This window comes from Lutibacter sp. HS1-25, assembly GCF_004121075.1.
Classification (GTDB): Bacteria; Bacteroidota; Bacteroidia; order Flavobacteriales; family Flavobacteriaceae; genus Lutibacter.
Genome location: NZ_RHLN01000001.1, coordinates 264,424 through 287,742 on the forward strand (window position 1 = coordinate 264,424; position 23,319 = coordinate 287,742).

General features: G+C 31.1%; 24 protein-coding genes. 15 read left to right on the forward strand and 9 right to left on the reverse strand.

The features are described from left to right. The first annotated feature begins 4 nt into the window (after positions 1 to 4). The 5 genes from EC396_RS01100 (at position 5) to tsaB (ending at position 3,658) form a co-directional block, all read left to right on the forward strand. A complete protein-coding gene (locus EC396_RS01100; protein ID WP_370276385.1) occupies positions 5 to 631 on the forward strand; it encodes an SCO family protein in 627 nt (208 codons plus the stop codon). Continuing rightward, a complete protein-coding gene (locus EC396_RS01105) occupies positions 631 to 1,146 on the forward strand; it encodes a DUF420 domain-containing protein (protein WP_129364848.1) in 516 nt (171 codons plus the stop codon). The genes EC396_RS01100 and EC396_RS01105 overlap by 1 nt, the downstream gene beginning before the upstream one ends. Position 1,147: 1 nt before the next feature. Next, complete coding sequence (locus EC396_RS01110) at positions 1,148 to 1,363, forward strand: hypothetical protein (RefSeq protein ID WP_129364849.1); 216 nt, start codon at positions 1,148 to 1,150, stop codon at positions 1,361 to 1,363. A gap of 149 nt (positions 1,364 to 1,512) precedes the next feature. Beyond that, complete coding sequence (locus tag EC396_RS01115) at positions 1,513 to 2,883, forward strand: TolC family protein (protein ID WP_129364850.1); 1,371 nt, start codon at positions 1,513 to 1,515, stop codon at positions 2,881 to 2,883. Between the two features lie 103 nt (positions 2,884 to 2,986). After that, complete coding sequence (gene tsaB / locus EC396_RS01120) at positions 2,987 to 3,658, forward strand: tRNA (adenosine(37)-N6)-threonylcarbamoyltransferase complex dimerization subunit type 1 TsaB (RefSeq protein WP_129364851.1); 672 nt, start codon at positions 2,987 to 2,989, stop codon at positions 3,656 to 3,658. On the opposite strand, the gene EC396_RS01125 is transcribed toward tsaB, so the two are convergent. From EC396_RS01125 to EC396_RS01135, 3 genes are all read right to left on the reverse strand, one after another. Next, positions 3,659 to 4,486: a mechanosensitive ion channel family protein gene (locus tag EC396_RS01125; RefSeq protein WP_129364852.1), complete on the reverse strand. Its 828-nt coding sequence runs from the start codon at positions 4,484 to 4,486 to the stop codon at positions 3,659 to 3,661. It abuts the gene before it with no gap. Positions 4,487 to 4,694: 208 nt separating this feature from the next. Next, the gene (locus tag EC396_RS01130; RefSeq protein WP_129364853.1) at positions 4,695 to 5,189 is read right to left on the reverse strand and encodes a mechanosensitive ion channel domain-containing protein; all 495 of its coding nucleotides are present in this window, start codon (positions 5,187 to 5,189) and stop codon (positions 4,695 to 4,697) included. Between the two features lie 79 nt (positions 5,190 to 5,268). Further along, positions 5,269 to 7,314, reverse strand: coding sequence for a thioredoxin domain-containing protein (locus EC396_RS01135; RefSeq protein ID WP_240665608.1), 2,046 nt, complete (start codon positions 7,312 to 7,314; stop codon positions 5,269 to 5,271). Between the two features lie 220 nt (positions 7,315 to 7,534). Between EC396_RS01135 and EC396_RS01140 the strand changes: the two genes are divergently transcribed. Beyond that, positions 7,535 to 8,260, forward strand: coding sequence for a DUF2490 domain-containing protein (locus EC396_RS01140; protein ID WP_129364855.1), 726 nt, complete (start codon positions 7,535 to 7,537; stop codon positions 8,258 to 8,260). A gap of 74 nt (positions 8,261 to 8,334) precedes the next feature. Here the strand turns inward: EC396_RS01140 and EC396_RS01145 are convergent, their stop codons facing one another. Both EC396_RS01145 and EC396_RS01150 read right to left on the reverse strand, forming a co-directional pair. Continuing rightward, on the reverse strand, positions 8,335 to 9,522 hold the full coding sequence (locus tag EC396_RS01145) for a pyridoxal phosphate-dependent aminotransferase (protein ID WP_205757892.1): 1,188 nt from the start codon (positions 9,520 to 9,522) through the stop codon (positions 8,335 to 8,337). A 10-nt stretch (positions 9,523 to 9,532) separates the two neighbouring features. Beyond that, the gene (locus tag EC396_RS01150) at positions 9,533 to 10,630 is read right to left on the reverse strand and encodes an acyl-CoA desaturase (RefSeq protein WP_129364856.1); all 1,098 of its coding nucleotides are present in this window, start codon (positions 10,628 to 10,630) and stop codon (positions 9,533 to 9,535) included. A gap of 148 nt (positions 10,631 to 10,778) precedes the next feature. Between EC396_RS01150 and rsmG the strand changes: the two genes are divergently transcribed. Next, positions 10,779 to 11,405, forward strand: coding sequence for a 16S rRNA (guanine(527)-N(7))-methyltransferase RsmG (gene rsmG, locus EC396_RS01155; protein ID WP_129364857.1), 627 nt, complete (start codon positions 10,779 to 10,781; stop codon positions 11,403 to 11,405). A 63-nt stretch (positions 11,406 to 11,468) separates the two neighbouring features. Then, positions 11,469 to 11,648 (forward strand): hypothetical protein, encoded by a 180-nt coding sequence (locus EC396_RS01160; RefSeq protein ID WP_129364858.1) that lies wholly within the window; start codon positions 11,469 to 11,471, stop codon positions 11,646 to 11,648. Between the two features lie 58 nt (positions 11,649 to 11,706). Here the strand turns inward: EC396_RS01160 and pruA are convergent, their stop codons facing one another. Continuing rightward, positions 11,707 to 13,428: an L-glutamate gamma-semialdehyde dehydrogenase gene (gene pruA, locus EC396_RS01165; protein ID WP_129364859.1), complete on the reverse strand. Its 1,722-nt coding sequence runs from the start codon at positions 13,426 to 13,428 to the stop codon at positions 11,707 to 11,709. A gap of 107 nt (positions 13,429 to 13,535) precedes the next feature. On the opposite strand from pruA, the gene EC396_RS01170 reads away from it, so the two are divergent. Beyond that, positions 13,536 to 14,294, forward strand: a complete 759-nt coding sequence (locus EC396_RS01170; RefSeq protein ID WP_129364860.1) for an NRDE family protein — start codon at positions 13,536 to 13,538, stop codon at positions 14,292 to 14,294. On the opposite strand, the gene EC396_RS01175 is transcribed toward EC396_RS01170, so the two are convergent. From EC396_RS01175 to EC396_RS01185, 3 genes are read right to left on the reverse strand one after another with little or no spacing between them, the layout of a single operon-like run. Further along, positions 14,231 to 15,382 carry a DUF3667 domain-containing protein gene (locus tag EC396_RS01175; RefSeq protein ID WP_129364861.1) on the reverse strand — a complete coding sequence of 384 codons (1,152 nt, stop codon included), beginning with the start codon at positions 15,380 to 15,382 and terminating at the stop codon, positions 14,231 to 14,233. The two genes, EC396_RS01170 and EC396_RS01175, sit on opposite strands and share 64 nt — an antisense overlap. A gap of 2 nt (positions 15,383 to 15,384) precedes the next feature. After that, positions 15,385 to 15,771: a Co2+/Mg2+ efflux protein ApaG gene (apaG, locus tag EC396_RS01180; protein WP_129364862.1), complete on the reverse strand. Its 387-nt coding sequence runs from the start codon at positions 15,769 to 15,771 to the stop codon at positions 15,385 to 15,387. A 54-nt stretch (positions 15,772 to 15,825) separates the two neighbouring features. After that, positions 15,826 to 17,070 (reverse strand): DUF5103 domain-containing protein, encoded by a 1,245-nt coding sequence (locus EC396_RS01185; protein ID WP_164975176.1) that lies wholly within the window; start codon positions 17,068 to 17,070, stop codon positions 15,826 to 15,828. Between the two features lie 206 nt (positions 17,071 to 17,276). Here EC396_RS01185 and EC396_RS01190 point away from each other — a divergent pair, with 206 nt between their 5' ends. The 6 genes from EC396_RS01190 to nqrF are packed head-to-tail and all read left to right on the forward strand — an operon-like array spanning position 17,277 to position 23,306. After that, on the forward strand, positions 17,277 to 18,626 hold the full coding sequence (locus EC396_RS01190; RefSeq protein WP_129364864.1) for a Na(+)-translocating NADH-quinone reductase subunit A: 1,350 nt from the start codon (positions 17,277 to 17,279) through the stop codon (positions 18,624 to 18,626). Positions 18,627 to 18,630: 4 nt separating this feature from the next. Next, entirely contained in the window at positions 18,631 to 19,830 is a 1,200-nt protein-coding gene (locus EC396_RS01195) for an NADH:ubiquinone reductase (Na(+)-transporting) subunit B (RefSeq protein WP_129364865.1), read from the forward strand. A 3-nt stretch (positions 19,831 to 19,833) separates the two neighbouring features. Continuing rightward, positions 19,834 to 20,580 carry a Na(+)-translocating NADH-quinone reductase subunit C gene (locus EC396_RS01200; protein WP_129364866.1) on the forward strand — a complete coding sequence of 249 codons (747 nt, stop codon included), beginning with the start codon at positions 19,834 to 19,836 and terminating at the stop codon, positions 20,578 to 20,580. Positions 20,581 to 20,583: 3 nt separating this feature from the next. After that, positions 20,584 to 21,231, forward strand: a complete 648-nt coding sequence (locus EC396_RS01205) for an NADH:ubiquinone reductase (Na(+)-transporting) subunit D (protein ID WP_129364867.1) — start codon at positions 20,584 to 20,586, stop codon at positions 21,229 to 21,231. Positions 21,232 to 21,234: 3 nt separating this feature from the next. Then, positions 21,235 to 21,993, forward strand: a complete 759-nt coding sequence (gene nqrE / locus EC396_RS01210) for an NADH:ubiquinone reductase (Na(+)-transporting) subunit E (RefSeq protein WP_129364868.1) — start codon at positions 21,235 to 21,237, stop codon at positions 21,991 to 21,993. Between the two features lie 2 nt (positions 21,994 to 21,995). Then, complete coding sequence (gene nqrF / locus EC396_RS01215; protein ID WP_129364921.1) at positions 21,996 to 23,306, forward strand: NADH:ubiquinone reductase (Na(+)-transporting) subunit F; 1,311 nt, start codon at positions 21,996 to 21,998, stop codon at positions 23,304 to 23,306. Positions 23,307 to 23,319: the final 13 nt, after the last annotated feature.

A 23,319-nucleotide genomic window follows, 5' to 3' on the forward strand; every position in this document is an offset into this window, starting at 1 on the left:
AATTATGAAAAAATATTCATACATAGGAGTTGCCTTTATTATTTTGATTTTTGGAATTTATGCAGTTCCAAAAATTGTGGGTAAATTTAAAACACCAACTTTGGTTAAAATAGCCGAGGTGCCAAATTTTGAATTTACCAATCAAAATGGTGAATTGATTTCAAATTCGTTTTACGAAGGTAAAGTTTGGGTGGTCGAATTCTTTTTTACAACTTGTCCAACCATTTGTCCAAAAATGAATGAAAATATGGTGAAGATTCAAGATGAGTTTTACGGGAATTTGGATTTTGGAATCGCGTCATTCAGTATCAATCCAAAACACGATACGCCTGATATTTTAAAAGCCTATGCTAAAGATCACGGAGCAACTTTAAAAAACTGGAATTTTTTAACAGGTGATCAAGAAAAAATTTATGAGTTGGCAAATACTGGTTTTACACTTTTTGCAGGTGAAAACAGCGATGCTGCTGGTGGTTTTGAACATTCAGGCATGTTTGCTTTAATAGACAAAGAAGGAAATATTCGCTCACGTTTGGATGCATATGGAAATCCTATCGCTTTTTATGATGGTTTAGATCCAAAAACAGTGCAAATGGCCAAAGAAGATATTGCAATTTTATTAAAAGAATAATGGAACAAAACGCTAAAAAATATAATAAATGGATTGTAGTATTGTCTGTTGCAATACCATTGGTTGTCGCCATTTTATTTGGTGTTAAAATAGATGTAACATTGCCTGTTTTTTTACCGCCAATTTATGCAACTATCAATGGTTTAACGGCTGTTTTATTATTGGTTGCAGTTTGGGCTATTAAAAATAAAAAAGTGCAATTACACGAAAAATTAATGAAAACAGCCATTGTGTTTTCAACGGTGTTTTTAGTGTTGTACGTTGCGTATCATATGACTTCAACTTCAACAAAATTTGAAGGTGAAGGCACTATAAAAACAGTTTATTTTGCGGTATTAATTTCGCATATTATACTGTCAATTGTAGTAATTCCGTTTGTATTAATCACTTTTGTTAGGGCCATAACAAACAATTTTGAGCTTCATAAAAAAATAGCAAAAATTACATTTCCGCTTTGGTTGTATGTAACTATTTCTGGAGTTGTAGTTTATTTAATGATTTCACCTTATTATTAAAATGAAAAAATTAGTTTTAATCCTGTTGTTTTTACTTGCTACGCAATTTTCAAATGCGCAATGTGCCATGTGTAAGGCTGTTGTTGAAAGTGGAGGTAATGTATCTGAAGCAGAGGGATTAAATTCTGGTATTTTATATTTAATGGTGTTTCCCTATCTGTTGGTAGGTACATTATTGTATTTTATTATAAGAAACAGAAAGAAAAACAAAATTTAACGTTTCTATAAGAGGTTAAATGTGTAACAAATAATAAATTTATTCGTCATATAACACATCAGTTAAACTTAAACGTAAATTTCTGTGTTGTTAAAAGCACAAATGACTGATTATTTAATGAAATAACTAATCAAACTCAAACTCTATACATGAGAACAAAAATTGTTACTATTTTGGCGTTGGTATTGTTTACCATCACAAATGCTCAAGATAAAAAGTGGTCATTACAAGAATGTGTACAATATGCATTAGATAATAATATTTCAATTAAACAGCAAGAACTTAACAATGAATTGGCTGAAGAAAATATTCTTGTTGCAAGAGGAAATTTTTACCCTAATTTAAATGGTTCTGCTTCTCAAGACTGGAATTTTGGTTCGTATATAGGTCAGGAAGGTATTAGAATATCCCGTAGTTCAAGAAGCAATAGTTTTGGATTAAACTCGGGTGTTAATTTATACAACGGAAATAGAAATAGAAATAGTTTATTGCAAGCCAAGAAAGATTTAGAAGCTGCAGGATACAATTTAGAGGAGAACAAAAATATGATTATGTTATTTATTGTTAACTCTTATTTGGAGGTATTGTTAAATAAAGAAAGCTTGATAATTGCTAAAGATCAAATTGTAATTAGCGAAAATCAGGTTGAAAAAGCAAGAGGTTTGGTAGAATCTGGGTCAAAAGCTAAAGCTATTTTATTAGAAGCTCAGGCAACATTAGCTACCAATAATCAAAGGTTAACAGCTGCACAAAATACCTTAGATCTTTCACTTTTAAGTTTAGCGCAATTATTGCAAATTTCTCATAAAGGATTTGATATTGAAGATGTAAGTTTAAATATAAGTTCAGCTTCATTAATTTACAACGATACCGATGCTATTTACGAAAAAGCTTTGAGTACATTACCAGAGATTAAAAGTGCTGAAATAGCAGTTGAAAGTTCAGAATTAGCGGTTGAAATTGCAAAAGGAGCATACATACCAACACTTACATTTGGAGCAGGACTTGGAACTTCTTACCAACACAATAAAGGTTTTCCGGATGAAAGACCTATAGTTGATCCAGATGATCCAACAAATATTACTTGGGTAGACAATGGCTTTGGTCAGCAGTTAAAAGACAATATGGGTTATTTTTTAGGGTTTAGGCTAAGTGTTCCTATTTTTAATAGATTTCAAACACAATCTAATGTGTCAAGAGCTATTATCAATCAAAAGAAATCAGAATTAAACTTGTTAGATCAAGAAGTTAAATTAAGAGAAAGTATTGAAAAAGCTTATGCCGATGCAAAAGCAGCTTTAGACCAATATGTATCTTCACAATCATCACTAGTTGCACAAGAAGAATTGTTTAGAAACGCACAAGTATCATACAACTCGGGTGTAATGACAACTTTTGATTTTGATCAGGTGAGAAATAGTTTGGTAAATGCACAATCGAGTATGGTAAATGCCAAATACAATTTTATTTTTAGAACTAAATTATTAGAATATTATTACGGCATTCCAATTGTGATGTAATATAAATTTATAAAATAACAATACAAACATCCAACCTTTTGCGTTGGATGTTTTGTTTTATAGATTTCAAATTAAGTATCTTTGTTTTTTTAAATTGAAGAAAGTGGAATATATATTAAATATAGAAACAGCAACTAAAAACTGCTCTGTAAGTATTGCTAAAAATGGTGAAATTATTGCTCTTAAAGAGTTGAATGATGGCGCTTATTCTCATGCCGAAAAATTACATCAGTTTATAAAAGAAGTTGTTTTAGAAGCTGGTATTGAAATGTCAAATTTAAATGCAGTAGCAGTAAGTAAAGGTCCAGGTTCTTATACAGGTTTAAGAATTGGTGTTTCTGCAGCAAAAGGATTGTGCTTTGCTTTAAATATTCCATTAATTTCAATAAATACTTTACAATCTTTAGCTCAGTCTATTTCAATTTCTGAAGGTTTTATTGTGCCTTTATTAGATGCCAGAAGAATGGAAGTTTATAGCAGTGTTTTTAATGAAAAACATGAAAAATGCAGAGATGTAAGCGCAGAAATAATTACTGAAAATTCTTTTGAAACTTATTTAGAAAAAAACAAAGTTTATTTTTTAGGCGATGGTGCCGAAAAATGTAAAGAGCTAATAACAAATACAAATGCAGTTTTTGTAGATAATAAATTTCCTTCAGCAAAAGAAATGGGGATTTTATCTTATATGAAGTACAAAAAAAACGACATCGAAGATGTCGCTTATTTTGAACCTTTTTATTTAAAAGATTTTGTTGTTACAAAATCAACAAAGTAATTATCCTTTCTTTTGAATTTCAACTTGGTGTGGATAAGGAATTTCAATACCAGCAGCATCTAAAGCGTATTTAGTAGCTTCTACGGTACTAAAATAAACATCCCAATAATCTGCAGGTGTAGCCCACGGACGAACAGCAAAATTAACTGAACTATCTGCCAATTCAGAAACGTTTACACTTGGCGCTGGATCTTTTAATACTTTTTCGTTATCAGTTAAAACCTTCATTAAAACTTCTTTTGTTTTTTTAATATCAGCATCATAACTAACACCAAAAGTTAAATCTACACGTAACAATCCAAGTTCTGTATAATTTTTAATATTACCGTTAGATAAAGTTCCATTAGGTATAATTAACAATTTGTTACCTGGAGAAATTATTTTTGTTACAAAAATTTGAATTTCTTTTACAGTACCAATTTCACCTTGAGCTTCAATTAAATCACCTACTTTAAAAGGTTTAAAAATCATAATTAATGCACCACCAGCAAAATTAGCTAACGAACCTTGTAAAGCCAAACCAACAGCCAAACCTGCAGCTCCTAAAATAGCAATAAATGAAGTGGTTTCAACGCCAACCTGAGAAATTGCAGTAATAAAAACAAGAATTTTTAGCGCCCAGCCTATTAAATCACCTAAAAACTTTTGAAGTGTAATATCAATACCTCTGGCATTCATTAATTTTTGTGTGATTTTTACAATTTTTTTTGACAACCACAATCCGATTATCAAGATAAGAATTGCCGCAACAACTTTAAATGCGTAATCCATAATTTTATACTCCTTGATAAAATTTAATATTGTTTCTGTGTACTCTTGGGTTTCCATAGTTTTTTATTTTATGATTAATGTTAATACTCTTTTTATGATTTTAGGAATTTATTGATATAAAACAGTTTAGTTTTTTTGTAGTAAAACTTTCATACATTCCTGTAATAGTGGCGCAAATTAAAAAGAATTAAGCGATTTCCAAAGATTTTTGTAGTCTATTGTAGGTTAGAAACCCTATTGTTTTTATTTGCAAAAGTTAACAATGTCAATCTATTTTCTTTTTTATCATTTTTTGTAAAAAGATATTATTTGGTAAAGACACTTCTTCACCTTGTTTTGTTTTTAATTTAACAAAAAAAAGTCCAATATCACTTATTCTTCCTTCAATCTCAAAATCTTTATCAATAATAAAAATGGTATCATCTAATTTTACTGAATGATTAAAAAAGATGATTATTCCTGATGTAATATTTGATAAATGAGACCACTGTGCAAATAATGCAATTCCTATAACTGTTAGCACAGAAGCCATAAACATAAATAATTCAGATTGATTTACGCCCCAAACGGTTAAAATAAATATGATAGTGATTGTTGCCAATAGTATTTTGAGAACTTTCTTAATTATTTTTCCCCGAGTTTTTTGTAATAAACTCTTGTCTACAGTTCTGTCAATTAATTTTATGATTACAATTCTTGCTAAAAAAAATATTACAATTGCTATTGCAGTTTCAAGTATTTTAATTTCTGTTACAGTCATTTTGTATGTGTTAGTTACCGGTAATTCTTTTGCTTTGTAAAATATTTAAAACTAGAAGAAATGGCTTTGAGATTAAAAATTAAAAAGCAACTTTTAACTGGTTAATGGCTTTTTGAACATTGGTCTCCGGAAGTTTACAAGCACCATCAACACAAATATAAATATAAGTATCTGTTTCGTTAAAACGGCCTTCCATTAAAGGAATTTTACTTTCAGAAATACTTCCTGCGATTAATTTATTAGGAATGTAATATTGATTTATTTCAACCAATTTTTTTAGTGAATTTTTTCCTGAAACAGCAATTTCATAATAATTTCCTGAGAAATCACACATCAATTCTAACCAGTTTGAATAACCCGAACCATATTGACTGGTTCTGTCATTTACATTGTGTAACATTTGCTTACTTACTGTTAAATAATAATTGTTAGAATAGTAATGACTTAATTTAAACAGGTTTTTTGCCATGATAGAATTTGATGCAGGAATCACATTGTCTTCAATTTCCATTTTACGAGTTATTAAATTGGTATCTTCATTTGAAGTAAAATAAAACATATGTAAATCTTTGTCAAAAAAGTGGTCAAAAGCATAATCTGTTAATTGTTTTGCAGTAAATAACCATTTATCGTTCAAAGTAGCCTCGTACAATGCAATATAGGCATCAATTACAGTTGCATAATCTTCTAAATAACCGTTAATTGTGCTTTTCCCGTTTTTATAACTGTGATTTAAATTGCCGTTTTCTTGTATTTGTTTGGTTAAAATAAAAGTGGCATTTTTTAATGCAACATCTAAAAAGTGAGGATCGTTAAAAACAGAGTATGCATCAACATAACCTTTTAACATTAAGGCATTCCAAGATGTTAGCGATTTATCATCCAAGCGAGGTCTTTCTCTTTTAGCACGTTCTTTTAAAAGTAAATTTTGCCATTTAGCTACTTTTGTTTGAAGTTCAGTTACAGTTATTGCATTTTTATTGGCAACTTCTTCATCTTCATAATTTCTAATAAGCACATAATTATTGTGTTCCCAATAGCCATAATTGTTGATATTGTAATAATCTGAAAACAGTTTGTAATCTTCTTTTAAAAGCGCTTGTAATTCTAACGAATTCCAAACATAAAAAGCACCTTCTTCAAGTTTTCCTTCTTTATTGTTACTGTCGGCATCTAATGATGAATAAAAAGCACCTTCAGGTGAAGTTAATTCTCGCTCAATAAATTCGAGCGTATGATAAACGGTTTCTTTATATAATTCTTTTTTAGTTGCTTGATAAGCTTCGGCATATAAACTTACCAACTGTCCGTTGTCGTATAGCATTTTTTCAAAATGAGGAACATGCCATTTTTTATCAACCGAATAACGTGAAAATCCACCGCCAATTTGATCGTAAATACCACCGTACGCCATTTTTGTAAGCGTTGTGTCTACAAAGTTTTTAATTTCATTATCATTTGCCTGATAGCCATATCTCAACAAAAACTGATAATTACTTGGCATAGGAAATTTAGGAGCACCATTTCTTCCACCCAAATCAAAATCCATCATTTGTTTCCAATTTGCAATTGCCGAATCTAAGTGCGCTACGGTAAAGTTGATTTCATCGCTATTTAAAGTAACCAAATCTGAACTTTGAATACCAGCAGTTAGTTTTTCAGCATAAGCAATCATTTCTTCAGGTTTTTCCTGGTACATAGTGCCTAATTGTTGTAAGGCATTCATCCAGTTTTGTTTTGGAAAATAAGTACCACCCCAAACAGGTCTTCCGTCGGGTAAAGCAATACAGTTTAAAGGCCAGCCACCACTGCCTGTCATTAATTGTACCGCATTCATATAAATTTGGTCAACATCTGGGCGTTCTTCACGGTCAACTTTAATATTTATAAAATATTTATTCATAATTGCAGCTACCGAATCATTTTCAAAACTTTCGTGTTCCATTACATGACACCAATGACAGGACGAATAACCCACTGAAATCAGCAAAAGTTTGTTTTCTATTTTGGCAAGTTCTAAAGTTTCATTATTCCAAGCATGCCAATCTACTGGGTTGTGTGCATGTTGTAATAAATACGGACTTGTTTCATTAATTAAGCTGTTGGTATATTTATGTGTTGTCATTTTTTGATCAGATTTATTTTTGCAACTTATAAAAAAAAGCAGCAAAAAGATTATAATTAGTTGACGCATTACTATCTTTTTTTGCTAAAGATAGTAAAATAAAATACCTGCTTGATTTTTAAAAAGTTTACTAAAACGTTTTTTTAATTTTCAAAATTAATATTCATTTAAAACAAATGGCTTAATTAAATTTGTTATACAATTTTTTAAATAATTTAAAATGAAAAAATATATGTTGAGTTTGCTATGTGTGGCAATGCTTTTTAGCATGCAAGCTCAAGAGGTTCAAAATAACGAAGGAGGTTCGTGGTATACTGCAATTAATAGTTTTAAATTTTCAGAAAAGGTTTCGGCAGTAAGTGTTGTTCAATGGCGATTTGTTGAAAGAATGAAATATACAAGGATTTTTTTAGTAATGCCTTTTATAAATTATAAATTCAGCAATAAAATTAGTGCTGGTGTAGGTTACAATTATTCAAATTATAGTTCAGTTGGAATTTATCCTTCATCTTTAGATTATGAAAATAGAATTTGGCAACATGTAACTTTGTCTTCTGATTTAGGAAAAGTAAAAATGAATCAACGTTTTATGTTTGAAGAGCGTTATAAAACTAAATTAAACAGTGAAGAGTCTTACGCAAATAGGTTTAGATATCGAATGAATTTTGATTTTAATATTTTGAAATTTAAAAACGACAAATATTTATTAGGAAGATTATCTGAAGAAATTAGAATTCGTTTTAGTAAGGGGATTAGTGATCCTAATTTTGACCAAAGTAATTTTGTTGCTTCAATAGGATATCCGTTATTAGACAATTCGAAATTGTATTTAGGATATAGACACGACTATTACAATGCAGGTAATACTATTTATTGGGGAGATCACGTATTTGACCTTGTTTTTAATTATAATTTTGATTTTACTAAAAAGAAATTTTATAAATAACATTGATTACATATATAAAAAAGCCGAAACAATTTGTTTCGGCTTTTTTATATATAACTATGATAAGATTTTTATTAGCTCAATGCTTTTTCAATTCTGGCAACAGCTTCACGCAATTGTGCTTCAGAAGTAGCATATGAAATTCTAATACAATCTGGAGCTCCAAATGATTCTCCGCTTACAGTTGCAATAGCTGCTTCTCCTAATAAAAACAATGAGAAATCTGCAGAGTTTTCAATTTTATAACCTTTGATTTCTCTTCCAAAAAATGCAGAAACATCTGGGAAAAGATAAAAAGCACCACCTGGTTTATTTAATTTAAATCCGTCTATCTTACCTAGTAATTCCAACATCATATCTCTACGTTTGTGGAATTCATCTACCATATATTGAATTTTAGAAATAGGTGCATCTAAAGCTGTAATTGTAGCTCTTTGAGCAATACAGTTTGTACCAGATGTTATTTGACCTTGTAATTTATTACAAGCTTTTGCAATCCATTCAGGAGCACCAATATAACCAATTCTCCAACCTGTCATAGCATATGCTTTTGCCAAACCGTTTACAGTAATTGTTCTGTCGTACATGCTTTCTATAGCTGCAAAACTAAATATTTTTTCACCATAACAAATATGCTCATAAATTTCATCAGAAAGAATGTAGATATTTGGGTATTTTTCTAAAACTTTAGCCAAAGCTCTGTATTCAGCTTCGCTATAAATAACACCACTTGGATTGTTTGGTGAGTTAAAGAAAATCATTTTTGTTTTAGGTGTAATGGCCGCTTCTAATTGCTCAGGTGTAATTTTAAAATCTGTATCAATTGAAGATGGAATTTCAATAGGTGTAGCTTCACCTAATACTGAAATAGCCGCGTAACTTACCCAATATGGAGCTGGTAATAAAACTTCGTCTCCAGGGTTTAATAAAACCATTGCCACGTTTGCAATAGATTGTTTTGCACCTGTTGAAACAACAACTTGGCTAGGTTTGTAATCTAAACCGTTATCACGTTTAAATTTTCTACAAACAGCTTCTTTTACGTCCAAGAAACCATCTACAGGACTGTATGAGTTGTAATTGTCGTTAATGGCTTGTATTGCAGCCTCTTTAATAAAGTCAGGTGTGTTAAAATCTGGTTCACCTAAACTTAAACTAATAATGTCTATACCTTGCGCTTTTAATTCTCTTGCTTTAGCAGCCATAGCTAAAGTTGCAGATTCTGGCAAATTATTAATCCTGTTTGATAGTTGATTTTTCATGAATAATTAATTAGATATGTGCTGGCTTATAACCAAGCGTTTTTAATTGGTTAAAATGTTCAATAATTGCTTTTGTCATTGTCTTATATTCGTTGTAAGGCAATTCAAATTCTTTGGCAGTTTCTTTCACTATTTTTGCTATTTTTCCATAGTGAATATGAGAAATATGAGGAAAAATATGATGCTCAACCTGGTGATTTAAACCACCTGTATAATACGAAACAAATTTATTTGTAGGTGCAAAATTAGATGTTGTATACAATTGATGTATGGCCCAAGTATGCTCTAAATTTCCTTCTTTATCAGGCAAAGGCATAGCTGTTTTTGGTACTACGTGTGCTAGTTGAAAAACGACACTTAAAATCATACCAGCTGTATAATGCATCACAAAAAAGCCAATCAATACTTTCCACCAGGCAATGTCTAAAACCAAAATTGGCAAAACAATCCAAAGTAAATAATAAGCAATTTTAGTAATTACTAAAGTTGTCCATTGTGTTGCTGGATTTGGAAATTCGCCATATGATAATTTGCGTTTTAAGTACCTATATGATTGTTTAAAATCGGTAGTTATTGCCCAGTTTATGGTTAACAATCCATATAAAAATATAGAATAGTATTTTTGAAAGTGGTGAATTGGTAACCATTTTGAATGTTTTGAAAAACGGATAATTCTACCTGCATCAATATCTTCATCATAACCTTGTATATTGGTAAAAGTATGGTGTAAAACATTGTGCTGAACTTTCCAGTTATATACGTTTCCTGCTAAAATATAAATACTGCTTCCCATTAATTTATTTACCCATTTTTTGCTCGAAAAAGAATCATGATTGCTGTCGTGCATCACATTCATTCCAACGCCAGCCATACCAACTCCGCTTATTACCGCCAATAAAAGTAACATCCATTGTGACATTGAAACGGTTAAAATTAAAATTACAGGAATTAAGAAAATGCTAAACATAATAATGGCCTTACTGTATAATTTCCAATTACCAGTTCGCTTGATCTTATTTTCTTTAAAATAAGTATTTACTCTTTTGTTTAGAGTTCTAAAAAATTTCGCTTTATCGGTTTTCGAAAAGCTTATTGTGTTGTTTGTCATACTGAAAATGATCTATTTAAATAAATCACAGGTCAAAATTAAGTCAATTTTATGATGTGGCGATATATTTAAGATAAATATAACATTTTTTAAAAAGTTGTTAATTTAATTTTTTAAAGATTATTTTTGCGCTTAGAAGTTTAAAACTATGGATATTATCTTAAAACATTTTCCTGATTTAACGGAAATTCAAATTGAACAATTTTCAAAATTAGGTGAATTATATGCCTTTTGGAATGCGCAAATAAATGTAATTTCTAGAAAAGATATTGACGATTTATATACGCGTCATGTGCTTCATTCTTTAGGAATTGCAAAAGTTCAGCAGTTTAAACCGGGATCAAAAGTTTTGGATATTGGAACAGGTGGAGGTTTTCCTGGAATTCCGTTGGCAATATTATTTCCTGAAACGCATTTTTATTTGGTTGATTCTATTGGAAAAAAAATAAAAGTGGTTAATGAAGTTGTTACGGCGCTTGAGCTTAAAAATGTTAAAGCTGAAGTTAAGCGTGCTGAAATTGTAAAAGAAGAATTTGATTTTATTGTGAGTCGTGCAGTTACTAAAATGGAAGATTTTGTAAAATGGACCAGAGGTAAAATTGCTAAAAAGCAACAACACGATTTAAAAAATGGTATTTTGTATTTAAAAGGAGGGGATTTGACTGAAGAATTGGCAAGTTTTCCTAATGCAACTTTATATAATTTAACTGATTATTTTAAAGATGCGTTTTTTGAAACCAAAAAAGTAGTGCATATTCCTTTAAAAAAAAGATAATATAGCATATTTTTAATCTAATATAAAAAGGTAAATTAGTCTTTTAATTTAAAACATATTATTATGAGTGACGTAAAAGAATGTTTGGTGTGTAAAAAATCATCAGCAGAAATCCCAGTAACAAAATTTTATTACCAAGAAAGTGAATTTTATATTTGTCCGCTTCATATGCCAACTATTATCCATAAACCACAAGAGTTGGTTGGATTAATTGATGGTGCTGATAAATTTGAAGGAGCTTAATATTAAAATCTACAGCATAAAAAAAGCGCCTTTTGGCGCTTTTTTTATAAAAATAACATTAGTGTTTTTTAAATTTACTTTGTAAATCTTTACCAAATTCTTTTAATTTTTCTACGGCATTTTCAACTTCTTTTTCAACAGTTTCTAAAGTACTTTCTTGTAAAAACGGATATCTATAATCGGTTGGAGTTACAAAAGTTTCTTTAATGGTACGGTTGCTTACCCAACGCAATAAATTCCAAACAGATCCTGCTTTGTCATTTGTTCCAGATCCTCTGGCACCTCCAAAAGGTTGTTGTCCAACAACAGCTCCTGTTGGTTTGTCGTTAATGTAAAAGTTTCCAGCTGCATTTTCTAATTTGTTAGTTGCAATGTCTATTACATAGCGATCTCCACTAAAAATGGCACCTGTTAGTGCAAATTCGCTGGTATTGTCTACAACGTCTAGTATTTCTTCCCATTTTTCATCTTCATAAACATAAATGGTGATAATAGGACCAAACAATTCTGTACACATAGTTTTGTAATGTGGGTTTGTAGTTACAATAATTGTTGGCTCTATAAAATAACCAATGCTATCATCGTAATTTCCACCTGCAATAATTTCAGCATCGGCATCAGTTTTTGCTTCTTCAATATAACTTGATAATTTTTTGAAAGCTCTATTGTCAATTACAGCATTTATAAAATTTGTAGGATCTTCAGGTGTTCCCATTTTAAATGAAGCCATATCTTTTAAAACGGAAGTCTTAATAGCAGGCCACAAACTTTTTGGTAAATAAGCACGTGAAGCAGCAGAACATTTTTGACCTTGATATTCAAAAGCGCCTCTTGAAATGGCTGTTGCAACTTCTTGTGGATTTGCCGATGAATGTGCCCAAATAAAATCTTTTCCTCCTGTTTCTCCAACAATTCTTGGATACGATTTGTATTTACCTACATTTTTACCAATGGTTTCCCAAAAACTATTAAATACAGGTGTTGACCCTGTAAAGTGAACTCCAGAAAAATCTTTGCTATCTAGTAAAACATCAGTAATCATAGCCGAATTTCCAGTAACCATATTGATAACACCATCAGGCAAACCAGCAGCTTTAAACAATTCCATAATTACTTGTGCTGAGTATACTTGTGAACTGGCAGGTTTCCAAATTACCACATTACCCATTAAAGCGGGTGCTGAAGGTAAATTTCCGGCAATAGCAGTAAAGTTAAAAGGTGTAATGGCATATATAAATCCTTCAAGCGGACGATATTCCATACGGTTCCAAATACCTGGTGCAGATTGTGGTTGGTTGGTGTAAATCTCTGTCATAAATGCTACGTTGAAACGTAAAAAATCAATCAATTCACAGGCCGAATCAATTTCGGCTTGGTAAACGTTTTTAGATTGTGCAATCATTGTTGCAGCATTCATTTTATAACGGAAAGGTCCCGATAATAAATCGGCAGCTTTTAAAAAAATTGCAGCTCGGTGTTCCCAGCTTGTTGCAGCCCATTTTACACGTGCTTCAGCAGCTTTTTTTATTGCCAATTCTATATGTTCTTTTTCGGCAGTATGGTATTGTCCAACACAATGTTGATGGTCGTGTGGCGGATGAATATCAACCGTATTTCCTGTTCTAAATTCTTTTCCACCTATATAAAAAGGAATGTCAACTTTTTGGTTGTACATTTTTTTATAAGTTTCTAATAAAGCGCTACGTTGTGGAGTGCCTGGAGCGTATGAATTAATAGGTTCGTTTACTGCTTTTGGTACTTTGTAAAATCCTGAAGCCATAGTGTTTATTTTTTAAGGTTTTTAATATAAATTTGTAATGCAAAATTACAAAAAGCGTTTTATTTTTTTAGCTTCAAACTAATACTCAATAAACCAATTTCGATAACATGTGTACCGTTACTTTCCTTCCATTACCTAATAACAACTTTATTTTGACTTCTAATAGAGATGAACAAAAAGAACGTGAGACAATTCAACCTAAAAAATATGTTGAAGATGGTGTTGAAATGATTTTTCCGAAGGATAAAATTGCAGGTGGAACTTGGATTGGAACTAGTTCGAAAAACAGATTGGTTTGTTTGTTAAATGGTGCTTTTAAAAAACATGTTAAAAAAGAGAATTATTTAAAAAGTAGGGGAGTGCTTGTTAAAGAAATAATGAAAACTGAAAACCTGCTAAAACATGTTGAAAAATTAGATTTAAACAAGGTTGAACCTTTTACAATGGTAATTGTAGATTGGAATGAGGGTTTAAACTTGTACCAATTGGTTTGGGATGAAAATGAAAAGCATTTTTCAAAGCTAAAAAATGAACCTAAAATTTGGTCTTCTTCAACTTTGTATTCAGATGAAATGAAGACAATTAGACAACAATGGTTTCAACAATGGCTTGCTGAAAATAAATTTTCTTCTGAAGGTATTTTAGCGTTTCATCATTCAGAAATAGGAGATAAAGAACAAGCTGTTTTTATGAAGCGATCTTATGTTGAAACAGTAAGTATTACTTCAGTAAAAAAAGAAAACAATACCATTGAAATGTTGTATGAAGATATAGTGAATTTAAGTAAAGTAGCACTGGTTAATCAACTTGAAACAAACGAAATTGCAGCTACTATTACAAAACCTACAACTGCCAAAAGCAGGTAAAAGTTAGTCATAATTATAAATTTTACCATTGTTTTAATTCGGCTTTGTTTGTAAAAATTACGCAATGCTTTGTATAAATAAAACAAAAATAGCAGGATAAATACCCAAGCGGTATTTTGCATATTAAAAGCAAAATCTAGTAAATAAAAAATCAATAGTATTAGAAAAAACACGGTTTGTGTATTAAAAACAAAAACCAAATGTTCCATATATGTAAAGTTTTGTAGTATATATAGTAGCATTAAAAAAAATGTAAAAATTGGCAAAAACACAAATAGTGAAATTGAGATATATGAAAAAACTTTGTTTATATATGCTTTGCCTCCGTCAGATTTAGATTTTTCCCAATTTTTTAATGCGTTTATTGTTTGTTGGTAATAAAATTGATTCCAAAAAGTATTTTTGTAACCCAAACTATCCAATGCTTGTTTTGCTGTTAATGTTGGATTTTGGGTATGGTAATTTTGAAAATCATTTATTTTTCCAAAAAAGTTAACTTTTGTGGTGGTATCTGTTTTGATATTGTAAACATATTTATGGGTAGTATCTTTTTTTACAAGTTGAACAATGTTGTCAAAATTTGTAACAATATTTTCATTTATAGAATCTTTTGGATATTTATGCAATGCTTCTTTTTTTGCTTTTGCAATAATTGAATCTATAGGTTGTTGATTTGCTTGTGCAATTGAATCCAATTTTTTTTCATTCATTATTTCACCTAAAAGAGAATTGTTTGAATCTATTTTGTTTGAAATTCCCAATACCAGAAAGAAAATAATAGACACATTTAAATACAGTTGAAACGGATTTACAAACCGCGCCCTTTTGCCTTCAATATAATCTTTTGAAACTTTACCAGGTTTAGATAATAAGGGTATAAAAGTGGCCCAAAACCTTGAGTCGTAAGATAAAAATCCTGAAAAAAGATTGTTGATAAATATGCTAAAATATAATTTTTTGGAGCAATTTTTTTGACCGCAATACGAACAAAATTTTTCATGACCACAAAATGGTTGTCCACAATTTAAACAGGCTTCATTTTCAATTTTTATTTTTTTATGCTTGAAAAGATGAAGACCGAATTTCATGGCTAATTGCTCATATTTGTAACCATCAATTGAAAAGTAGGAATATAAACTTTGAACGATTTTGTGGTTGCCAGGGTTACCATATTATAATGGCCGTTCATAGCACCAATTGGCGACGATAAAAAGCAGTTAGACTGGTAAGTGTACTTTTCAGAAGGATTTAAGATGGGTTTTTTGCCGATAACACCAGAACCTTCAACAATTTCGGTTTTATTTAGTGAATCGTATATTTTCCAGAAACGTTCTAGCAACTGAACAGTTTCATTGCTTTGATTTTCAATAGTAACTTGGTAACTAAAGGCATAATATAGCCTGTGATTTCGATAAGTAGTGCCTTCGAAATTAGAGGATACGGATATTTTAATTCCATTGGTTACTTGCTGTACCATAACAACTAAATTCTTTGTTCAATTTCAAAGATACTAAATTTTTGTAAATTAATTTTAGTTTGAAGAGATTTTAGATGCCAACATGCCAACTCCAACTGCCCTTGTGTATCTTGCTCCAAACGGTTTGTAATACACAATAATGGTATAGTCGTTCTCAGTTTGGTAGTGAGAGCCATCAATATCGTGAAAACTGATATTGCCTTGTAAATCTTTGGTGGCAAATTGATAATTGTAAAAACCTTGTTTCATTAAAATAGTCGCTTCATACAAATTGGTATCTTGGTTGTATTGCATTTTATTTAAATCGTTTAAAGCCCAATTGTTGTAGTTTCCGCTTACAAAAATTTCTTTACCTCTAAGATCTTCAAGACAGTCGAGAGAAAAGTGTACCCAGCTATAATCTGCTTCAACATTGTTGTATTCGCCGTTTAAAGTTCTAATAACAAAATTGCCGTTAATATCGGGGTTTAAAGTATACGGTTTTCCAATTTGTTCTTCATTTGTATATAAATAAGTATGGTAAATATCAGAGCCAAGTTCAATTCTTCCAATGTCTTTGGTGCCAGATCTAAGGTCTTTTGTGTCAAATCCCCAAAATTCATTTCCACCCCAATAAGTAGTTTCTTTGTCGTACAAATAAAGCAATTGATTGCCTCTAATAAATTGAGGTTTTAAACCACTTATTGCCGTTTGCCAATTGTTATTTTGAAGTAAAACGGGCATTATTTCTTCGCTAGGATTGTTAATGGTTAAACTATTGTTGTTAATGGTAAATTGAACAGTTTGTTGCTTGTCTATGTTTGCAATATCTCTACTTTGACGCATTGTAACTGCAACTGTTGTATTGGTTTCGTAAATAATAAAACGGCGTTTTAACACCACCTGACCGTTGTCATTTAAAATTGAAACTGTGTAATTGCCTGAAATTTTAAATTTGGTATCTCTATTTGGAAGTGTTACCTGATAATTTGTGTAAGGCAAATAAGTGTTGAATGAATTTTGAAAAGTTCTTATTTTTTCTTCGGCAAAACCATTGATATATTCAATAGTTGATAAATTTGAAGGAGACCAATTTGCATTGCAATGTTCAATTTTATAATAAAAGTTGCTTTCATCAGCATTTAAATCATCAAAAATAAGAATCAATTCTTCACCTTGTCTTAAAATTGGTACATATGAATTGGTGGTATTTGCTTTAAAAATAACCGATTTAATGTTTTCGGCATCTTCAAAATTAGACTGCGAATAGCCAAATTGACTAACAAATAAAAAAAGTATGAGGGTAAATAAATATTTCAAAATAGTTAAAAATAAATAATTGTATGTGCTTTTCAAAAATTATACCAAAACAAAAATCGTATATTTTAGTAAGGATAGCTACTAAAGTAATCTAAAATTTATTGAATTATTTCGTTTTAGTAAAAAAATGACAAAAACTATCAAACTAAATTTGAAATTTGTTATTTTTGCTTCGTTTTTATGGACTAAAAAATAAACTAAAATATATGTCACAAGACATTCAAATTAAAAAAGGTTTAGACATAAAGCTTGTAGGTGAGGCTGAGAAGGTTACCGAGAAAGCTAAGTCTTCGAGTATCTGTACTCTAAAACCTGAAGATTTCCACAGTATTGTCCCAAAATTATCGGTTAAAGTTGGTGCTAAATTAAAGGCTGGTGAAACAGTTTTTTACAATAAAGCCAATGAAGACATGAAATTTCCATCGCCAGTAAGTGGTGAGTTGGTTGATATAATTCGTGGTGAGAAAAGAAAAATTATCGCTCTTAAAATTGAAGCAGATAATGAACAACAATTTGTAGATTTTGGTGTAAAAGATCCAAAAGCATTAAATGCTAATGAGATTAAAAGCCATTTATTAACTGCTGGTTGTTGGCCATTTATCAAACAAAGACCGTATGATGTAATTGCAGATCCTGCAAAAACACCAAAAGCTATTTTTGTTTCAGCGTATGCAAGTGCTCCATTAGCCGCAGATTATGATTATGTGTTGGCTGGTAAACAAAAGGAGTTGCAGGCAGCTGTTACAGCTTTAAGTAAATTAACAAGCGGTCAATTGCATGTTTCAATTGGTAAAAGTGCAAATTCTCCATTTTCAGGGTTAAATGATATTACTTTACACAAAGTTTCAGGTCCGCATCCTGTTGGTAATGTTGGTACTCAAATTGCTAAAATAGATCCTGTTAATAAAGGTGAAGTGGTTTGGACTGTTAATCCACAAGATTTGGTAATTATTGGTGAGTTGTTATTAACTGGTAAATTTAATGCAGAGCGTATTGTTGCTTTAGCAGGTTCGTCAGTTGAAGCACCAAAATATTATACAACTAAAATTGGTTCAACAATTTCTTCAATAGTTGAAGGTAAATTAAAAGGAGATAACAACAGAATTATAAGTGGAAATGTTTTAACTGGTAAAATTAAAACGTTAAAAAGCGCTTTAGGTTATTACGACAATATGATTACAGTTATCCCTGAGGGTGATGATTATGAATTATTTGGTTGGACAATGCCAGTTTTTAATAAAATATCTACTTCAAGAGCCTTGACTTTTTCATGGTTGTTTCCAAATAAAAAATTCGATTTAAATACAAATACCAATGGTGAGCACAGAGCCTTTGTGGTAACTGGTAATTATGAAGAGGTATTTCCGTTAGATATTTATCCAATGCAAATTTTAAAAGCATGTATGTATAAAGATTTGGACGAAATGGAACAATTAGGAATGTACGAAGTTGCGCCAGAAGATTTTGCCTTGACTGAATTTGTGTGTGTTTCTAAACAACCACATCAAGAAATTATTAGAAAAGGTTTGGATTTAATGTTAAAAGAAATAGGATAAGATTATGGGTTTAAAAGAAAAATTACATAATATAAAAGAAAAAGGAAAAGGTAAAAAGTGGTTACCTGCTTTTAGCGCTTTTCATACTTTTTTATTTACACCTAATGAAACTACACACTCGGGTGGTCACGTTAGAGCAGCTGATGATTTAAAAAGAACAATGAATACCGTTGTATTGGCATTGATTCCTTGTTTAATCTTTGGAATATTTAATACAGGTTTTCAACATTATCAAGCACTTGTAGAAGATGTGCCTTTTTTATCTTGGGCAGCATTTTCTTTAGGAGCAATGAAAATTATTCCTTTAGTTATAGTGTCTTATGTTGTTGGATTGGGAGTTGAATTTATTTTTGCAATTATTAAAGGTCACGAAGTAGAGGAAGGTTATTTGGTAACAGGTATGTTAGTTCCTTTAATTGTTCCTGTTGATATTCCATTATGGATGCTTTCAGTAGCTGTTATTTTTGGAGTAGTTATTGGAAAAGAAGTTTTTGGTGGAACAGGAATGAATATTCTAAATCCAGCTTTAACAATTAGAGCATTTTTATTCTTTGCATATCCAACTTGGATGAGTGGAGATAAAGTTTGGGTTGAAGGAGCTGTTGAAAGAGCTAACGAAATTGCTGCAGGAGCCAATCTTGATGCTATTTCAGGTGAAACTATTTTAGGAGCCTTAGCACAAGGAAAAGAGTTGGTTTATTCAGTATCTGATATGTTCTGGGGATTTATTCCTGGATCAGTTGGTGAAACTTCTACTTTCTTAATTTTATTGGCAGGATTGTTTTTAATCTTTTCAAAAATTGGAAGTTGGAGAATTATGCTTTCAGGAGTACTTGGGGCATTAACAATGGGACTAATATTTAACAGTGTAGTTAATTTTGGATGGATAACACCAAGTAGTGGTTTTTATACTTTAATGAATACTGTTTTTTGGCATCATTTATTAATTGGAGGTTTTGCATTTGGAGTTGTATTTATGGCAACAGATCCAGTAACAGCTTCACAAACTAATAAAGGTAAATGGATTTATGGTTTCTTAATTGGATTTATTTCAATTATGATTCGTGTATTCAATCCAGCGTATCCAGAAGGCGTAATGTTAGCAATTTTATTAATGAACGTTTTTGCACCTACTATTGACCATTATGTGGTTCAAGGAAATGTAAAAAGAAGGTTGAAACGTTTAAAACCAAAAACAGTATAACAAATGGCAAGAAATACTGAAAGTAACGGATATACAGTGGCTTTTGCAACAGCAATGGTACTTATTGTTGGTGCATTATTAGCATTTGTGGCTTCTTCTTTAAAAGAAAAAATAGCCGAAAATAAACGTATTGAAAAGCAACAGAATATTTTATACGCAATGGGTGTTAATAATAACGACGAAACCAGCGTTGAATTTGTTTCAAAAGCAAATGTAGAAAGTGATTTTTCTAAATACATTGTAAAACAATTGGTAATTACAGGAGCTGATTTTGTTGAAGATAGCAATGCTTATTTAATAGATATCAAAGTTGAAGCTGAAAAAGCAAAAAACCCTAGTTATAAAAGAAGATTACCTTTGTTTATTGGTGAAAAAGATAACAAAGAATTTTACATTGTGCCTGTAAGAGGTAAAGGTCTATGGGATGCCATTTGGGGTTATGTAGCTTTAGATAACCAATTGGTTATTCAAGGTGTGTATTTTGACCACGCAGGTGAAACACCAGGTTTAGGATCAAACATAAAAGAACGTTTTTTTATGGACGATTTTGCAGGTGAGCATATTATGGATGGAGATGAGTTTAAAGGTGTTGATGTTGCCAAAGGCAATGCTGATCCAAAAAACTTGAGAAAAGATGATTTTGCGGTAGACGCAATTGCTGGAGCTACTATTACTGGTAATGGTTTGGCTGCAATGCTTAAAAAAGATTTGCAATTGTATTTACCTTATTTTAAAACTTTAAAGCAATAATTTATGGGACTTTTATCAAAAAAAGATACTAAATTAATTACAGACCCTTTATCAGATAATAACCCTATTACCATTCAGGTATTGGGTATCTGTTCTGCTTTGGCAATTACTGCCGATTTAAAGGCTTCAATTGTAATGGGTATTGCAGTGTTATTTGTATTAAGTGCAGGAAACGTAGTAATATCATTAATGAGAAATATTATTCCTTCAAAAATTAGAATTATCGTACAACTTATTGTTGTTGCAGCTTTGGTAATTATAGTTGACCAGGTTTTAAAAGCTTATGCTTATGAGCTTAGTAAAACGCTTTCTGTATTTGTTGGATTAATTATTACTAACTGTATTATTATGGGACGTTTTGAAGCTTTTGCTTTGGCTAACGGACCTTGGAGATCCTTCTTAGATGGTATTGGAAATGCATTAGGTTATGCTGTAATTTTAATCATTGTAGGATTTTTTAGAGAATTGTTAGGTTCTGGTTCATTACTAGGATTTAAGGTTTTAGGTGATCCAATCGAAAAAACAGGTGTTTATGCATTTGGTTATGAAAACAACGGTTTTATGTTGTTGGCTCCAATGGCATTAATTACTTTAGGAATTATAATTTGGGTGCAACGCTCAAGAAACACATCATTAATTGAAGATAACTAAACTATGGAGCATTTAGAATTATTTTTTAAAGCAATATTTATAGATAACATGGTCTTTGCAACATTCCTTGGAATGTGTTCGTACCTTGCTGTATCTAAAAAAGTATCAACCGCTGTTGGTTTAGGTGCTGCTGTTATATTTGTAATGGCAATTACAGTTCCTTTAAACTGGTTATTAGATACTTATATTTTAAAAGACGGTGCGTTAGTTTGGTTAGGACCAGAATATGCGCAATACGATTTAAGTTTTTTATCATTTATTATGTTTATTGCTACCATTGCAACTATGGTGCAATTGGTAGAAATAATTGTTGAAAAATTTTCACCTTCTTTATATAACTCATTGGGTATATTTTTACCACTAATTGCCGTAAACTGTGCAATTTTAGGAGGGTCTTTATTTATGCAATCTCGTGAAATTCCAACTGTTGGCTTGGCATTTAACTATGGCGTAAGCTCTGGTATAGGATGGTTTTTAGCTATTTTAGCTATTGCAGCTATTCGTGAGAAAATTAGATATTCAAATGTGCCTGCTCCTTTAAGAGGTTTAGGAATTACCTTTATTATTACAGGTTTAATGGCTATTGGATTTATGAGTTTTGGTGGTATGTTAACTGGTGGTGGTGAAGAAGAAGCAGCTACAGAACAAGTTGTAAGTATTACAGAACAAGAAAATACTACTTTTGAAGAAGTAAAAGTAGAAGAGGAGGTAATTGCACCTGCTGAAGAATTAGCTACTAACGAAAACGAAATTAAAGAATAATGATGATATTAGCAGCAAATACCCTAGGTACTATTGTAGCAACTGTAATCGCATTTTTAGTGATAACACTATTGTTGGTTGCATTATTATTGGTAGTAAAACAAAAATTATCACCTTCTGGTCCTGTAAAAATCAGAATCAATGGTGAACGTGAAATTGAAGTAGCTTCTGGAGGTTCTTTATTGTCAACTTTAGGAAATGCTAAAATATTTTTACCTTCTGCTTGTGGTGGTGGTGGAACTTGTATTCAATGTGAATGTCATGTAAACTCTGGTGGAGGTGAAGCTTTACCAACAGAAACACCTCACTTTACACGTCAAGAATTAAAGCATGGAGCTCGTTTGGCTTGTCAGGTAAAAGTAAAACAGGATATGGATATTACCATTCCTGAAGAAGTATTTGGTATTAAAAAATGGGAAGCTACAGTTGTACGTAATTACAACGTTGCATCTTTTATTAAAGAATTTGTAGTTGAAATTCCTGAAGATATGGGCTACAAAGCTGGTGGATATATTCAAATTGAAATTCCAGCTTGCGAAATTGATTTTAAAGATATTGACATTACTGCACATCCTGAAGAACATGAAACTCCTGATAAATTCCAAATGGAATGGGATAAATTCGGTTTATGGGATTTAAAAATGAAAAATACCGAATTGGTTGAACGTGCTTATTCTATGGCTTCTTACCCTGCTGAAGGAAGAGAAATTATGTTAAACGTACGTATTGCTACTCCACCTTGGGATAGAGCTAAAAATGGTTGGATGAGTGTAAACCCTGGTGTTGCTTCTTCATATATTTTCTCTCGTAAAAAAGGTGACAAAGTAACTATTTCTGGTCCTTATGGAGAATTTTTTATCAATGATTCTGATGCAGAAATGTTATATGTTGGTGGTGGAGCTGGTATGGCGCCAATGCGTTCTCACTTATATCACCTTTTCAAAACCTTAAAAACGGGTAGAAAAGTAACTTATTGGTATGGTGGTCGTTCTAAACGCGAATTGTTCTACTTGAAACATTTCTACGATTTAGAAAAAGATTTCCCTAACTTTAAATTTTACTTGGTGTTATCTGAACCTGCACCTGAAGATAATTGGGTGAATAAGAAAGATGCTAACGATACAAATGGAGATGGATTTACAGGTTTTGTACATCAAGCTGTAATTGATGAATATTTATCTAAACATGAGTCTCCTGAAGATTTAGAATTGTATTTCTGTGGACCTCCTTTAATGAACAAAGCTGTTCAAAAAATGGGTGAAGACTTTGGTTTAGCCGATGAGAACATTCGTTTTGATGACTTTGGTGGATAGTCCATTGTTTGAA